Source organism: Pseudomonas sp. (genome assembly GCF_030690725.1).
GTDB lineage: Bacteria > Pseudomonadota > Gammaproteobacteria > Pseudomonadales > Pseudomonadaceae > Aquipseudomonas.
Genome location: NZ_JAUYGD010000066.1, coordinates 87923 through 101076 on the forward strand (window position 1 = coordinate 87923; position 13154 = coordinate 101076).

The following is a 13154-nucleotide window of genomic DNA, read 5'->3' on the forward strand; positions in this document are numbered from 1 at the left end:
CTCTACGCTCGCCCTCACGGATACCCAGATGCAAGCCAAGAACCCCATTATCGGTCTGTGCCAACAGGCTACTTTCCTTATCAGCGCGGCCAAAGTTGATCAGTGCCCTGAAGATTTCGGCCACGAAGTGGCCTTTGCCGGGCGCTCCAACGCCGGTAAATCCAGCGCGCTGAACACCTTGACCCACGCCAGCCTGGCACGCACCTCGAAGACGCCGGGGCGCACCCAGTTGCTCAACTTCTTCAAGCTCGACGAAGAGCGCCGCCTGGTCGACCTGCCGGGTTATGGCTACGCCAAGGTGCCCATCCCGCTGAAACTGCACTGGCAGAAACACCTGGAAGCCTATCTGGGCAGCCGCGAATGCCTGCGCGGCCTGATGCTGATGATGGACATCCGCAAGCCGCTGACCGAGTTCGATATCCTTATGCTGGACTGGTCAGTTGCCAGCGAAATGCCCATGCACATCCTGCTGACCAAGGCCGATAAGCTGGCTTTTGGTGCAGCGAAGAACACCTTGCTCAAGGTTCGCCAAGATATTCAAAAGGGCTGGGGTGATCGCGTGAGCATCCAGTTGTTCTCTGCGCCCAAGCGCATTGGCATCGAAGACGCTCAGGAAGTACTGGCGCAATGGATGCAACTGGGTGAGTTTGCCCTGCCGGAAGACGAAGAAGTCGACGCCTGATTAAAGACGCCACGAATGAAACGGCGTGTCCGATGGGCCTGCCATGAATCACAGGCATAAAAAATGACCGGGAGTCATTTTTAACGTCGCGCAGCGACGGCCCGGAGGGTGGCTGCCATGGATGGCAAGCCATAAAAAAACCCCGAAACTTCTTATGGGGGAGGGAAGTTTCGGGGTTCAACATCTGAACCGCTAGGGCGGGGTCCAGAATCTGCCAACACTTAACACAACAAAGGAGCATCGAATGGCGGTCTAGGCCATTCATAAACTCTGAGTGGTTAAGCCGAGGCAAAGTTCAGGATCGTGGCGTAATTAATTAGTTATAAGCAGCCCTGTATTGATACTCATGCGCCTTTAGCGCCCGCCATCCGGGCGCTGCAGCCGGGCTGTGGGACGTTAATCAGTGGGCTTCATCCCAGTTATCGCCCACACCCACTTCCACCAGCAGCGGCACATCCAGCGCGGCGGCATTGCCCATCAGCGGCTTGATCTGCGCGCTGACCTGCTCGAGCAGATCCTCACGCACCTCCAGCACCAGTTCGTCGTGCACCTGCAGGATGACCTTGGCATCCAGGCCGGACTCGCTCAGCCAGTTGTCCACGGTGACCATCGCACGCTTGATGATGTCCGCTGCGGTGCCCTGCATCGGCGCGTTGATCGCGGTGCGCTCGGCGCCTTTGCGCAGCGCCTGGTTCTTCGCGTGGATATCCGGCAGGTACAGACGGCGGCCGAACAGGGTTTCGACAAAGCCCTGCTCGGAAGCCTGCTCGCGGGTGCGCTCCATATAGGCCAGCACACCGGGATAGCGGGCGAAATACACATCGATATAGGCCTGCGCCTGCTTGCGGTCGCAACCGATCTGCTTGGCCAAGCCGAAGGCGCTCATGCCGTAGATCAGGCCGAAGTTGATCGCCTTGGCGCTGCGGCGCTGATCACCGGTGACTTGATCCAGCGGTACGCCGAACACCTCGGCAGCGGTGGCCTTGTGCACATCGCGGCCATGGCGGAAGGCATCCAGCAGGCTTTCGTCCTTGGCCAGGTGGGCCATGATGCGTAGCTCGATCTGCGAATAGTCCGCCGCCAGCAGCTTGTAGCCCTTCGGCGCGACAAAGGCCTGGCGAATACGCCGGCCTTCAGCGGTGCGGATCGGAATGTTCTGCAGATTCGGGTCGGTGGACGACAAGCGCCCGGTGGCGGCTACGGCCTGGTGATAGCTGGTATGGATACGCCCAGTGCGCGGGTTGATCTGCTCCGGCAAGCGGTCGGTGTAGGTGCTTTTCAGTTTGCTTAAGGAACGGTACTGCATCAGCACCTTGGGCAACTCGAAGTCCTGCTCGGCCAGTTCGGCCAGCACCGCTTCGGCGGTCGAGGCCTGGCCCTTGGCGGTTTTGCTAAGCACCGGCAAACCCAGTTTCTCGTAAAGAATCACGCCCAGCTGCTTGGGTGAGGCCAGGTTGAATTCTTCACCGGCAATCTCGAAGGCCTGACGCTCCAGCGCCACCAGTTTCTCGCCCAGCTCGTTGCTTTGCAGGCCGAGCAGGTTGGCATCCACCAGCGCGCCCTGGCGTTCGATACGCGCCAGCACCGGCACCAGCGGCATCTCGATTTCCTGCAGCACCTTGGCCAGGCTCGGCTCAGCCGACAATTTGGCCCACAGATGCTGGTGCAGACGCAGGGTCACGTCGGCATCTTCGGCGGCATAGGGCGCGGCCTGGGCCAGATCGATCTGGTCGAAGGTCAGCTGCTTGGCGCCTTTGCCGGCGATGTCCTCGAAACGGATATTGCTGTGATCCAGGTACTTGAGCGCCAGGCTGTCCATATCGTGACGGGTGGCGGTGGAGTCCAGCACATAGGATTCGAGCATGGTGTCGAAAGCCACGCCCTGCACCGCAATTGGCGTCGAGGCATTGGCGAGGATATTGATGTCGTACTTGGCGTGCTGACCGACTTTGGCTTTTTTCGGGTCTTCGAGAATCGGCTTTAGCGCCTTAAGCACCGCATCGCGATCCAGTTGGGTCGGCACACCCATATAAGAATGCGCGACCGGGATATACGCCGCCTCGCCGGCCTTAACCGCAAACGACAGGCCAACCAGCTGCGCCTGTTGCGCATCCAGGCCGGTGGTTTCGGTGTCGAAGGCGATCAGTTCGGCATTGCGCAGTTTCTCCAGCCACTCGTCGAACTGCGCCTGCTCCAGGATGCACGTGTAATCGCCCAAGGCGGCCGGCGCGGGCTGTTCGGCAGAGGGCGTTTCGACTGCAGTCGCTGCAGCGGCCGGTGCTGCGACTGCGACGGCACTGGCGCTGGGGGCCAGGGCAAACATATCGTCCGCCGCAGCAATTGGCGCTTTGGCTGCTGGAGCCGGGTTGCTGCGCAGCAACTCATCGCGCCAGGTCTTGAATTCCAGCTCGGCGTACAACTCGACCAGCGCAGGCACATCCATCTCGCCCGGGTGCAGCGAGTCGATGGCGATATTCAGCGGCACATCCAGCTTGATGGTCGCCAGGGCGTAGGACAGGTAGGCCATGTCCTTGTGCTCGGCGAGTTTGGCCGGCAGGGTCTTGGCGCCGCGGATCGGCAGTTCCGGGACTTTATCGAGGTTGGCGTAGAGCACATCGAGGCCGCCGCCGACCCCGACCAGCAAGCCCAGCGCGGTCTTTTCGCCCACGCCCGGCACGCCGGGAATGTTATCGACCTTGTCGCCCATCAGCGCCAGGTAATCGATGATCAGCTCAGGACCGACACCGAATTTCGCTTTCACGCCATCGATGTCGTAGACGCTACCGGTCATGGTGTTGACCAGCGTAACGTGCGGGCAAACCAACTGGGCCATGTCCTTGTCGCCGGTGGAAATCACCACGTCACGGCCCTCGGCGGCGCACTGGCGGGCCAGGGTGCCAATCACGTCATCGGCCTCGACGCCCTCGACGCACAGCAGCGGGTAGCCCATGGCCCTAACGCTGGCGTGCAGCGGCTCGACCTGGACGCGTAGCTCATCGGGCATCGACGGGCGATTGGCCTTGTACTCGGCGAACATTTCATCGCGGAAGGTCCCGCCCTTGGCGTCGAACACCACGGCAAACGGGCTTTTCGGGTACTGCTTGCGCAGGCTCTTGAGCATGTTCAGCACGCCCTTCACCGCCCCCGTGGGCAAGCCCTTGGAGGTGGTCAGCGGCGGCAGCGCGTGGAAGGCTCGGTAAAGGTAAGAAGAACCGTCAACCAGAACGAGAGGGGCTTGGCTCATGAGCAGGATCAACCTTTTCGGCGGGGGCAGCGGTAGAATGGCTGCACCATTGGAATCAAAGGGACAAGGTTATCATGCGCGCACTCAATCGCCTGTTGCTCGCCAGCCTGCTGGCATTCACCACCCTGGTCGCCCACGCCGAAGACCCGGTTTCGGCCGACCCGGATGTAACCATTCGCCAGGACGGCGACAAGACCATCCATGAATACCGGGTCAACGGTTTTCTCTACGCGGTCAAGGTCATCCCTAAAGGCGGCAAACCGTACTTCCTGGTACGCGCCGATGGCAGCGATGGCAACTTCGTCCGTTCGGACAGCCCGGATATGTTGATTCCGGCCTGGGAAATTTTCAGCTGGTAAGAAGGCAGTTCTGCGATGTCGGTGTTTACCCCGCTTGAGCGCCACGAGCTCGAGGCGTTTCTCGCCCCCTATGGCCTGGGTCGCTTACGCGACTTCCAGGGCATTGCTGCGGGCAGCGAGAACAGCAATTTCTTCGTCAGCTTGGAGCGGGGCGAATTCGTTCTGACCCTGATCGAGCGCGGCCCAAGCGCCGATTTGCCGTTCTTTATCGAACTGCTCGACGTGCTGCACGGCGCCGGTCTGCCGGTGCCCTATGCCCTGCGCACGGCCAGCGGTGAGGCGTTGCGCAGCCTGGCGGAAAAGCCGGCGCTGTTGCAGCCGCGCCTGGCTGGCAAGCATGTACATGAGGCCAACCCGCATCACTGCCAGGAGGTCGGCGCACTGCTGGCGCGCATCCATCTGGCCACGCGCAATCAGCCGCTGCCGCGCAAGAGTGATCGTGGCCTGGACTGGATGCTGGCCGAAGGGCCGAGCCTGGCCTTGCAGCTGCCCGATCAACAGTTGCCGCTGCTGCGCGATGCGCTGGCGGAAATCCACACGCTCAAGCCGAGCATCCTCGCCTTGCCGCAGGCCAATCTGCATGCCGACCTGTTCCGCGACAATGTGTTGTTCGACGGCAACCACCTGGCTGGGGTGATCGACTTCTACAACGCCTGCTCGGGGCCGATGCTCTACGACCTGGCGATTGCCCTGAACGACTGGTGCTCTTGCGAAGACGGCAGCCTCGACAGCAAACGCGCGCAAGCGCTGCTCGGTGCCTATGCCGGCTTGCGGCCATTTACTGCGGCAGAAGCCGAACTATGGCCGGCCATGCTGCGCATCGCCTGCGTGCGCTTCTGGCTGTCACGTCTGATTGCCGCGGAATCCTTCGCAGGCCAGGAAGTGCTGATCCACGATCCCGCGGAATTCCAGCGGCGCCTGGCCCAGCGCCAGCAGGTTGAGCTGGCGTTGCCATTCGCGTTCTAGAACCGGGCGCTAACTACAGCGCCTCCAGACAACCCGCCAGTTCGTCCGCCAGGTTTTCCAGCAAGGCCTCATAGCCGTTTGCATTCACCGGCAAGACGCCACCTATTGCGTCCAGTTCAGCCAGGGTGACCGGCAGGCCGGCAGTCAGGGTTTGCGCCAGCCGTGGGCGAAATGGCGGCTCGCTGAAGACGCAGGTCGGCCCAGCTTGTTGCAGGCGCTTACGCATGGCGGCGACGTGCTGGGCGCCCGGCTGTACTTCACCGAGTACGCTGAACACGCCGGCGTGCTTGAGGCCGTAGGCGGCTTCGAAATAGTCGTAAGCTTCGTGGAAAACGAAGTAGGGCTTGCCAGCCAGGCCGTTCAGGCGGGTTTTCAGGCGTTGATCCAGAGCATCCAGACGCTCGCCGAACGCCTGGGCATTCGCCTGATAACGCGCGGCATTGGCGGGGTCGGCCAGCGCCAGGTCGGTGGCGATCTTGCCTGCAATCACCCGAGCATTGGCCGGCAGCAGCCAGAGGTGCGCATCCAGGCTGCCGGGGCGATGCGCATGGTCATGCTGGTCGGCGTCGGCGTCTGCGTGATCTGCGTGATCTGCGTGATCATCCTGATGCTCGGTGTGTTGCCCAGTGCTGTCGCCGAAATGGCGCAGGTACATACCTGGCAAATTCTGCACGGCCACACTCGGCTTGTCGCGGCCGGCCAGGACGCGCGGCAGGAAGCTTTCCAGATCCGGGCCGACCCAGTACAGCAGGTCGGCGTCGCGCACGCTGCGCACATCGGAGGGGCGCAGTGCGTAGTGGTGCGGTGAGGCACCCGGCGGCAGCAGTACATCCGGCTGGCCAACGCCATCCTGCACGGCAGCGGCAATCAGCTGCAGCGGCTTGATGCTGGTCAGCACGCGCACATCGGCGTGAACCGCGAAACTCAGGGGAAAAGTGATAAACAACAAGGCAAAAGCCGGAAAAAGACGCAACACGGGGAGCACTCAAGCGGAAAGGAACGGGTAATATAATAACGTCTCTCACCTTATTCGTCGTTGCCCATGACTCAAGCGCCCCTGGCTTCACGCCCACACGACCATTCTCATTGCGTCAGCCATGCCCTGGCCGAGGCGGAAAGCATCTGCACGCGCCAGGGGCTGCGCCTGACCACCTTGCGCAAACGCGTGCTGGAACTGGTCTGGGCCAGCCACAAGCCGCTGGGCGCCTACGACATCCTCGGCGTATTGAGCGATGAAGACGGCCGCCGCGCCGCCCCGCCGACGGTATACCGCGCCCTGGATTTCCTCCTGGAAAACGGCCTGGTGCACCGCATCGCCTCGCTTAACGCCTTTGTCGGCTGCAGCCATCCGGAGCACGCCCACCAGGGCCAATTCCTGATCTGCCGGGGCTGCCATGCGGCCATCGAACTGGAGCAGGCGACGATCAGCGACGCCATCATTAGCAGCGCAGCCGGTGTCGGCTTCGCCGTGGAAAGCCAGACGGTGGAAGTGGTCGGCCTCTGCGCAGGCTGCCGGGAGCCCGCATGAGCGACGCCCTGATCCGCCTAGCCGGGGTCGGTGTGACCTTCGCCGGGCAGAGCGTGCTGCAGGATGTGCAGCTCAGCGTGAAGCCTGGGGAAATCGTCACCCTGATCGGCCCCAACGGTGCGGGCAAAACCACCCTGGTGCGCGCCGTGCTTGGCCTGCTCAAACCCGACACCGGCAGTGTCTGGCGCAAGCCTAAACTGCGCGTCGGCTATATGCCGCAGAAACTGCATGTCGATGCCACCCTGCCGCTCTCGGTGCTGCGTTTTCTGCGCCTGGTACCGGGCGTCACCCGCGCGGATGTGCAGGCAGCACTGGCCGAAGTCGGTGCCGAGCAGGTGATCGACAGCCCGCTGCAAAGCATCTCTGGCGGCGAACTGCAGCGTGTGCTGCTGGCCCGCGCCCTGCTGCGCGAACCGGAACTGCTGGTGCTGGATGAACCGGTGCAGGGCGTCGATGTCGCCGGCCAGGCCGAGCTGTACCGCCTGATCACCCAGCTGCGTGACCGTCATGGCTGCGGCGTGCTGATGGTCTCCCACGACCTGCACCTGGTGATGAGCACCACCGATCAGGTGGTCTGCCTCAACCGTCACGTCTGCTGTTCCGGGCATCCGGAGCAGGTCAGCTTCGATCCGGCCTTTGTCGAACTGTTCGGCGAGGACGCCAAGAGCCTGGCCGTCTACACCCACCACCACGACCATGAGCACGACCTGCATGGCGCGGTGGTCACTGAAACGCCGGCCGGCCTGAGCATCAAAGGCCCGTTAAAACCGCATATCCACGGAGATGGCTGCAAGCATGGCTGATTTTCTGCTCAACGCCCTGCTCGCCGGCCTGGCCCTGGCGCTGGTTGCCGGCCCACTGGGTTCCTTTGTGGTGTGGCGGCGCATGGCCTATTTCGGCGACACCCTGTCGCATGCCGCACTGCTCGGCGTAGCCCTCGGGCTGATGCTGGATGTCAGTCCAACCCTGGCGGTAACCGTCGGTTGCGTACTCCTGGCGGTGCTGCTGGTGACCCTGCAAAGCCGCCAGCCGCTGGCCTCCGACACCCTGCTCGGCATCCTCGCCCACAGCACCTTGTCGCTGGGCCTGGTGGTGCTGAGCTTTATGCAGGATGTGCGCATCGACCTGATGGGCTATTTGTTCGGCGATTTGCTGGCCGTCGGCCCCACCGACCTGGCCTGGATTATCGGCGGCAGCGCCCTGGTGCTGGTGCTGTTGGCGCTGCTATGGCGGCCGCTGCTGGCGATTACCGTGCATGAAGAGCTGGCCAAGGTCGAAGGCCTGCCGGTGGCGGCGATTCGCCTGAGCCTGATGTTGTTGATCGCGGTGGTGATCGCCGTGGCGATGAAGATCGTTGGCGTGCTGCTGATCACCTCCCTGCTGATCATTCCGGCCGCTGCCGCCCAGCGCCATGCGCGCACCCCGGAACAGATGGCGTTTGGCGCCAGCCTGCTGGGGATTGTCGCGGTGTGCGGCGGGCTGAGTCTGTCGTGGTTTCAGGACACTCCGGCCGGGCCGTCCATCGTGGTCAGCGCGGCAACCCTGTTTTTACTGAGCTTTGCCCTGCCACGGCGAACCGCCTGATACCTGCGGTTAAACGACTTCTCGTAGGCTGGGTTAGGCGCTTGTTACAAGCTGAATGGCCGGTGCGATTTGCCGTTGCGCCGTAACCCACCATCGACGCAACACGGCAGATCGCCTGGTGGGTTACGCGACGCGCCAAAGGGGCGGTGCCCGGAAGTACGAGGCATGGCGTCGCTAACCCACCCTACGCAGCCTGCCAAGGCGAACCACCTGAAAGATTGGTGATGCCCCCGAGCGCAGTGTAGACTTGCGCGTTTTTTGCACAATTCGAGACGCGCAGTAATGAAGTCGTTCGTTTTCCGTGGATTTCCCCTGATTCTGGTTCTGCTGCTGGCCGGCTGCCAAAACGCGCCGCAACAACCGGCCAACCTGCCGGTGGATGATCTGGTCAGCGCCTTTCGCCAGCTCGACCAGAGCCTCGCCAGTGGTGACCTGAGCGGCGCCGAAAGCCAGCTCGGCAGCCTGCAGCAACGCGCCGCCGGCGATACGCGCCTAGAGCAATACCAGCGCCAGCTCGCCGAAGCGCACCTGCAACAAGGCCAGAAAGCCCTGCAGGCCGGCGATCTGGATAACGCCACCAAGGCCCTGAGCCGAGCCCGCAGCCTGATGCCGCAAGCACCGGCACTGACCACAGGGCTCGATGGCGCAATCACCCAGGCCCGTGAAGCCGAACTGGCCGCCGCCGAACAGCAGCGCCGTGCCGCTGAGCAGGCGACCGCCCAGGCCGAAGCCGCGCGCCTGGAACAAGCGCGTCAGCTGCGCCTGGCGGCTGAACGTCAGGCCGCCGCGATTCAGGCGACTCAATTGCCGAATACCCCGCCAATCGAAGCACCTGCACCGGCCAAGCCGCAGGCTCGGCTGATCGACCCGGCCGCCGCCAGCAGCGTGATCGGCATGCCGATGCTGGATAACCAGGACAACGAGCGCCTGCGCAGCCTGCTCGACGGTGTGGCGGCGGATATGGTCGCGTTCAATTGCGCGGTGCGCATCGAAGTGCGCCAGGCCAAGGACTTCCCCTGGGTTGCGTCCCTGCTCAATGCGCGGATCAAACGCCTGGACCCGAGTTTCAACCCGCGCATAAGCCAGGTGATCAAGCCCGCTCAGGTGCCGCAGCTGGTGCTCACCCCCAAGCGCTGACACGGCTTGGGCAGCACAACGACCGGGCTTGCCCGGTCGTTTGCATTGGCGCTGACTACACTGCCCAGAGCTGTCAGTCATCTAATGCAATTTAGCTATAACCATAGGTCTACAAAGATTTTTGCGACCTAAACAGCGCCGGGTAGACTAGCCGCCGTTTCGGCCTACCCGGCAGCCCGAAAAACCCAAAAGGTTTATTCCGTGATCAATTTTCATCAGGTCCACAAGGCGTATCGCGTCAGTGGTCAGGACATCCCCGCGTTGCAACCGAGCGATCTGCAGATTGCCCGGGGCGAAGTGTTCGGCATCATCGGTCACTCCGGCGCCGGCAAAAGCACCCTGCTGCGCCTGATCAACCGCCTGGAACAGCCTTCCGGCGGGCGTATCGAGATCGACGGTGAAGATGTCACCGCGCTCGATGCCAACGGCCTGCGGCGTTTCCGCCAGCAGGTCGGGATGATCTTCCAGCACTTCAACCTGCTCTCATCGAAGACCGTCGCCGACAACGTCGCCCTGCCGCTCAAATTGGCCGGCGAGCTGCCGCGCAGTGCGATCAATGCCCGCGTGACTGAGTTGCTGGCGCGGGTCGGCCTACAGGATCACGCCAACAAGTACCCGGCGCAGCTCTCCGGCGGACAGAAGCAGCGCGTCGGCATTGCCCGCGCCCTGGCCACCGAGCCGAAGATTCTGCTGTGCGACGAGGCCACCAGCGCCCTTGACCCGCAGACCACCGCCTCGGTGTTGCAGCTGCTGGCCGAGATCAACCGCGAGCTGAACCTGACCATTGTGCTGATCACCCACGAGATGGATGTGATCCGCCGCGTCTGCGACCGCGTGGCGGTGATGGATGCCGGCATGATTGTCGAGTCAGGCCCGGTGGCCGAGGTGTTTCTGCATCCGCAGCACGCCACCACCAAGCGCTTTGTCCAGGAAGCCGAGCAGATCGACGAGAACGAACAGCGCGATGATTTCGCCCATGTCGCCGGACGTATCCTGCGCCTGACCTTCCAGGGCGAGGCCACCTACGCGCCGCTGCTGGGCACCGTGGCACGTGAGACCGGGGTGGATTACAGCATCCTCGCCGGGCGCATCGACCGTATCAAGAACACCCCCTACGGCCAGCTGACCCTGGCCCTGACCGGCGGCGACCTTGACGCCGCGCTGGCGCGATTCGAAGCCGCCGACGTGCATCTGGAGGTGCTGCGCTAATGGAAGCCTTACTGACTCGCCTGCTACCCAACGTTGATTGGGCGGAAATCGGCTACGCCAGCCTGGACACCCTGAGCATGCTCGGTGGCTCCATGCTGTTTACCGTGCTGCTCGGCCTGCCGCTGGGCGTGCTGCTGTTTCTTACCAGCCCACGGCAGATGTTCGAACAAAAGGCCTTCTACGGCTTCCTGTCGCTGCTGGTGAATATCCTGCGCTCGGTGCCGTTCGTGATCCTGCTGATCGTGATGATCCCCTTCACGGTGATCGTCACTGGCACCTCGCTGGGCGTCGCCGGGGCCATTCCACCGCTGGTGGTCGGGGCCACGCCATTCTTCGCGCGGCTGGTGGAAACCGCACTGCGTGAAGTTGATCGCGGGATTATCGAAGCGACCCAGGCCATGGGCGCGACCACCCGGCAGATTGTGGTCAACGCCCTGTTGCCCGAGGCGCTGCCCGGCATCATCGCCGCCATCACCGTGACCGCCATTACCCTGGTGTCCTACACCGCCATGAGCGGCCTGATTGGCGGCGGCGGCCTCGGCGACCTGGCCGTGCGTTACGGTTATCAGCGCTATCAGCCAGACGTGATGGCGGTGACGGTGATCCTGCTGCTGGTGCTGGTACAGATTCTACAAACCGTCGGCGACAAGCTGGTGGTGCACTTTTCTAGAAAATAACGTGCCCCACGGGGCGCACAAGACAGCGGGATACCGGTTACCTGCCGGCCTCCGCACACATCCCACAAGGAGCTTTACGATGAAAAAACTGATCGTTGCTGTCGCTGCCCTGGCAGCCTTTTCCGCCCAGGCTGAAAGCCTGAGCGTCGCCGCCACCGCCGTACCGCACGCGGAAATCCTCGAGTTCGTTAAGCCGGCCCTGGCCGCCGAAGGCGTTGAGCTGAACATCAAGGTGTTCACCGACTACGTGCAGCCGAACGTACAAGTTGCCGAGCAGCGCCTGGATGCCAATTTCTTCCAGCACCAGCCGTACCTGGATGAATTCAACAAGAGCCGTGGCACCGAGCTGGTCAGCGTTGCCGGCGTGCACGTCGAGCCCTTCGGCGCCTACTCCAGCCAGCACAAAACCCTCGCCGACCTGCCGCAAGGCGCCAACGTGGTGATCCCTAACGACGCCACCAACGGCGGCCGTGCCCTGCTGCTGCTGCAAAAGGCCGGGCTTATCACCCTGAAGCCGGAAGCCGGCATCCTCGCCACGCCGAAAGACATCGTCGAGAACCCGAAAACCATCAAGGTGCGTGAACTGGAAGCGGCCACCCTGCCGCGCGTGCTGACCCAAGTCGACCTGGCGCTGATCAACACCAACTACGCCCTGGAAGCCAAGCTCAACCCAACCAAGGATGCGCTGATCATCGAAGGTAACGACTCGCCGTACGTCAACATCCTGGTTGCGCGTGCCGATAACAAGGACAACGCTGCCCTGCAGAAACTGGCCAAGGCACTGAACAGCGCCGAAGTGAAAGCTTTTATCGCTGAGAAGTATCAGGGCGCCGTAGTTCCGGCGTTCTAAGACTCCGCGTTAGCTGCACCCTCTGCCAAACCCCGCCCCGTGCGGGGTTTGTCGTTTAAGGCGGCCTCGCGCAGACAGTCCAGCAGGCAGTCCAGAGCCGGCTGACGCTGAGCGCGGCGCAATATCGCCACCAGCTCGCGGTGGAAAGTCAGCTCGCCCAGCTCGATCACTCGCAACTGGGTTGGCCGCTGCAGCCACAGGCCCGCACGCGGAATCAGCGACACGCCAAGCCCGCACTCGACCATCCGCACGATGGCCTCCAGCTCATCCAACTCCAGTGCTTCCTGCACCGTCAGGCGCTGCTCGCGGAGGAACTGGTTGACCCGTCGCCCGCCGAACGAGCGCCGGTCGTAACGCACGAACGGCTGCTCGGCGAGGATCTGCAACGGATCATCCTCCGTCACGCCGAGCGGGGTGATCAGCACAAACGGCTCGCGCGCCAGACTGATCTGCAGCAGCTCCTTGGGCAGCTCGAACGGCGGCTTGATCAGCAGCGCCAGGTCCAACTCACCAGCATCGATCTGGCTCAGCAGGTTTAGCGATACGCCCGGCACCAGCTTCAGCTCGACTCGCGGGGCCGCCGCGCGAAAACGCGGCAAGGCCTCAGGCAGCAAACCGGTCTGCAGCGTGGCAATCGCGCCGACCTTGAGCTCGCCCTGCCACTCAGCCGCACTGGTCGGCAAGGCCATCTGCGCATACAGCCCGAGCATCTGCTCCGCCAGCGGCAAGGCATGCCGACCGGCAGCATTGAGCACCGCCGAGCGTCCACTGCGCTCGAACAGGCGGACGCCCAGCCCCTGCTCCAGCACACGCATCTGCGCGCTCACCGCAGACTGAGTCAAACCGACCTGCTGGCCAGCCGCAGCGAAGGTGCCATGCCGCGCCACCGCCAAAAAGGTTTTCAACTCGCGCAGCATT

13 protein-coding genes are annotated in these 13154 nt (G+C 63.0%); 10 read left to right on the top strand and 3 right to left on the bottom strand.

Going from position 1 to position 13154, the window contains the following annotated elements; translation table 11 throughout:
- Nucleotides 1-28: 28 nt before the first annotated feature.
- On the top strand, nucleotides 29-682 hold the full coding sequence (gene yihA, locus Q8O69_RS16450) for a ribosome biogenesis GTP-binding protein YihA/YsxC (protein WP_275959916.1): 654 nt from the start codon (nucleotides 29-31) through the stop codon (nucleotides 680-682).
- 400 nt (nucleotides 683-1082) lie between these two features.
- Here the strand turns inward: yihA and polA are convergent, their stop codons facing one another.
- On the bottom strand, nucleotides 1083-3926 hold the full coding sequence (gene polA / locus Q8O69_RS16455; RefSeq protein WP_305593308.1) for a DNA polymerase I: 2844 nt from the start codon (nucleotides 3924-3926) through the stop codon (nucleotides 1083-1085).
- A 74-nt stretch (nucleotides 3927-4000) separates the two neighbouring features.
- On the opposite strand from polA, the gene Q8O69_RS16460 reads away from it, so the two are divergent.
- Together Q8O69_RS16460 and Q8O69_RS16465 are read left to right on the top strand one after the other, a co-directional pair.
- Complete coding sequence (locus tag Q8O69_RS16460; RefSeq protein ID WP_275959918.1) at nucleotides 4001-4285, top strand: DUF2782 domain-containing protein; 285 nt, start codon at nucleotides 4001-4003, stop codon at nucleotides 4283-4285.
- Between the two features lie 15 nt (nucleotides 4286-4300).
- Entirely contained in the window at nucleotides 4301-5251 is a 951-nt protein-coding gene (locus Q8O69_RS16465; protein WP_305593309.1) for a homoserine kinase, read from the top strand.
- 13 nt (nucleotides 5252-5264) lie between these two features.
- Here the strand turns inward: Q8O69_RS16465 and znuA are convergent, their stop codons facing one another.
- Nucleotides 5265-6227: a zinc ABC transporter substrate-binding protein ZnuA gene (gene znuA / locus Q8O69_RS16470; RefSeq protein ID WP_305593310.1), complete on the bottom strand. Its 963-nt coding sequence runs from the start codon at nucleotides 6225-6227 to the stop codon at nucleotides 5265-5267.
- A 66-nt stretch (nucleotides 6228-6293) separates the two neighbouring features.
- Between znuA and Q8O69_RS16475 the strand changes: the two genes are divergently transcribed.
- The 7 genes from Q8O69_RS16475 to Q8O69_RS16505 all read left to right on the top strand — a co-directional run bounded on the left by Q8O69_RS16475 (nucleotide 6294) and on the right by Q8O69_RS16505 (nucleotide 12236).
- Nucleotides 6294-6779, top strand: coding sequence for a Fur family transcriptional regulator (locus Q8O69_RS16475; RefSeq protein WP_305593311.1), 486 nt, complete (start codon nucleotides 6294-6296; stop codon nucleotides 6777-6779).
- Nucleotides 6776-7582, top strand: a complete 807-nt coding sequence (znuC, locus tag Q8O69_RS16480) for a zinc ABC transporter ATP-binding protein ZnuC (RefSeq protein ID WP_305593312.1) — start codon at nucleotides 6776-6778, stop codon at nucleotides 7580-7582. The genes Q8O69_RS16475 and znuC overlap by 4 nt, the downstream gene beginning before the upstream one ends.
- Entirely contained in the window at nucleotides 7575-8363 is a 789-nt protein-coding gene (gene znuB, locus Q8O69_RS16485) for a zinc ABC transporter permease subunit ZnuB (protein ID WP_275959922.1), read from the top strand. Before znuC ends, znuB begins: the two co-directional genes overlap by 8 nt.
- 282 nt (nucleotides 8364-8645) lie before the next feature.
- A complete protein-coding gene (locus tag Q8O69_RS16490) occupies nucleotides 8646-9500 on the top strand; it encodes a PA5502 family lipoprotein (RefSeq protein ID WP_305593313.1) in 855 nt (284 codons plus the stop codon).
- Between the two features lie 201 nt (nucleotides 9501-9701).
- Nucleotides 9702-10709: a methionine ABC transporter ATP-binding protein gene (locus Q8O69_RS16495; RefSeq protein ID WP_305593314.1), complete on the top strand. Its 1008-nt coding sequence runs from the start codon at nucleotides 9702-9704 to the stop codon at nucleotides 10707-10709.
- On the top strand, nucleotides 10709-11386 hold the full coding sequence (locus Q8O69_RS16500) for a methionine ABC transporter permease (protein WP_090254404.1): 678 nt from the start codon (nucleotides 10709-10711) through the stop codon (nucleotides 11384-11386). The genes Q8O69_RS16495 and Q8O69_RS16500 overlap by 1 nt, the downstream gene beginning before the upstream one ends.
- A gap of 79 nt (nucleotides 11387-11465) precedes the next feature.
- Entirely contained in the window at nucleotides 11466-12236 is a 771-nt protein-coding gene (locus Q8O69_RS16505; protein ID WP_305593315.1) for a MetQ/NlpA family ABC transporter substrate-binding protein, read from the top strand.
- On the opposite strand, the gene Q8O69_RS16510 is transcribed toward Q8O69_RS16505, so the two are convergent.
- On the bottom strand, nucleotides 12233-13153 hold the full coding sequence (locus Q8O69_RS16510; protein ID WP_305593316.1) for a LysR substrate-binding domain-containing protein: 921 nt from the start codon (nucleotides 13151-13153) through the stop codon (nucleotides 12233-12235). The two genes, Q8O69_RS16505 and Q8O69_RS16510, sit on opposite strands and share 4 nt — an antisense overlap.
- Nucleotide 13154 lies beyond the last annotated feature (1 nt).

Bases quoted from the DNA above. Each gene is read 5' to 3' on its own strand.
- yihA (WP_275959916.1), top strand. From the start codon at position 29: ATGCAAGCCAAGAACCCCATTATCGGTCTGTGCCAACAGGCTACTTTC.
- polA (WP_305593308.1), bottom strand. From the start codon at position 3,926: ATGAGCCAAGCCCCTCTCGTTCTGGTTGACGGTTCTTCTTACCTTTAC.
- Q8O69_RS16460 (WP_275959918.1), top strand. From the start codon at position 4,001: ATGCGCGCACTCAATCGCCTGTTGCTCGCCAGCCTGCTGGCATTCACC.
- Q8O69_RS16465 (WP_305593309.1), top strand. From the start codon at position 4,301: ATGTCGGTGTTTACCCCGCTTGAGCGCCACGAGCTCGAGGCGTTTCTC.
- Q8O69_RS16475 (WP_305593311.1), top strand. From the start codon at position 6,294: ATGACTCAAGCGCCCCTGGCTTCACGCCCACACGACCATTCTCATTGC.
- znuC (WP_305593312.1), top strand. From the start codon at position 6,776: ATGAGCGACGCCCTGATCCGCCTAGCCGGGGTCGGTGTGACCTTCGCC.
- znuB (WP_275959922.1), top strand. From the start codon at position 7,575: ATGGCTGATTTTCTGCTCAACGCCCTGCTCGCCGGCCTGGCCCTGGCG.
- Q8O69_RS16490 (WP_305593313.1), top strand. From the start codon at position 8,646: ATGAAGTCGTTCGTTTTCCGTGGATTTCCCCTGATTCTGGTTCTGCTG.
- Q8O69_RS16500 (WP_090254404.1), top strand. From the start codon at position 10,709: ATGGAAGCCTTACTGACTCGCCTGCTACCCAACGTTGATTGGGCGGAA.
- Q8O69_RS16505 (WP_305593315.1), top strand. From the start codon at position 11,466: ATGAAAAAACTGATCGTTGCTGTCGCTGCCCTGGCAGCCTTTTCCGCC.
- Q8O69_RS16510 (WP_305593316.1), bottom strand. From the start codon at position 13,153: ATGCTGCGCGAGTTGAAAACCTTTTTGGCGGTGGCGCGGCATGGCACC.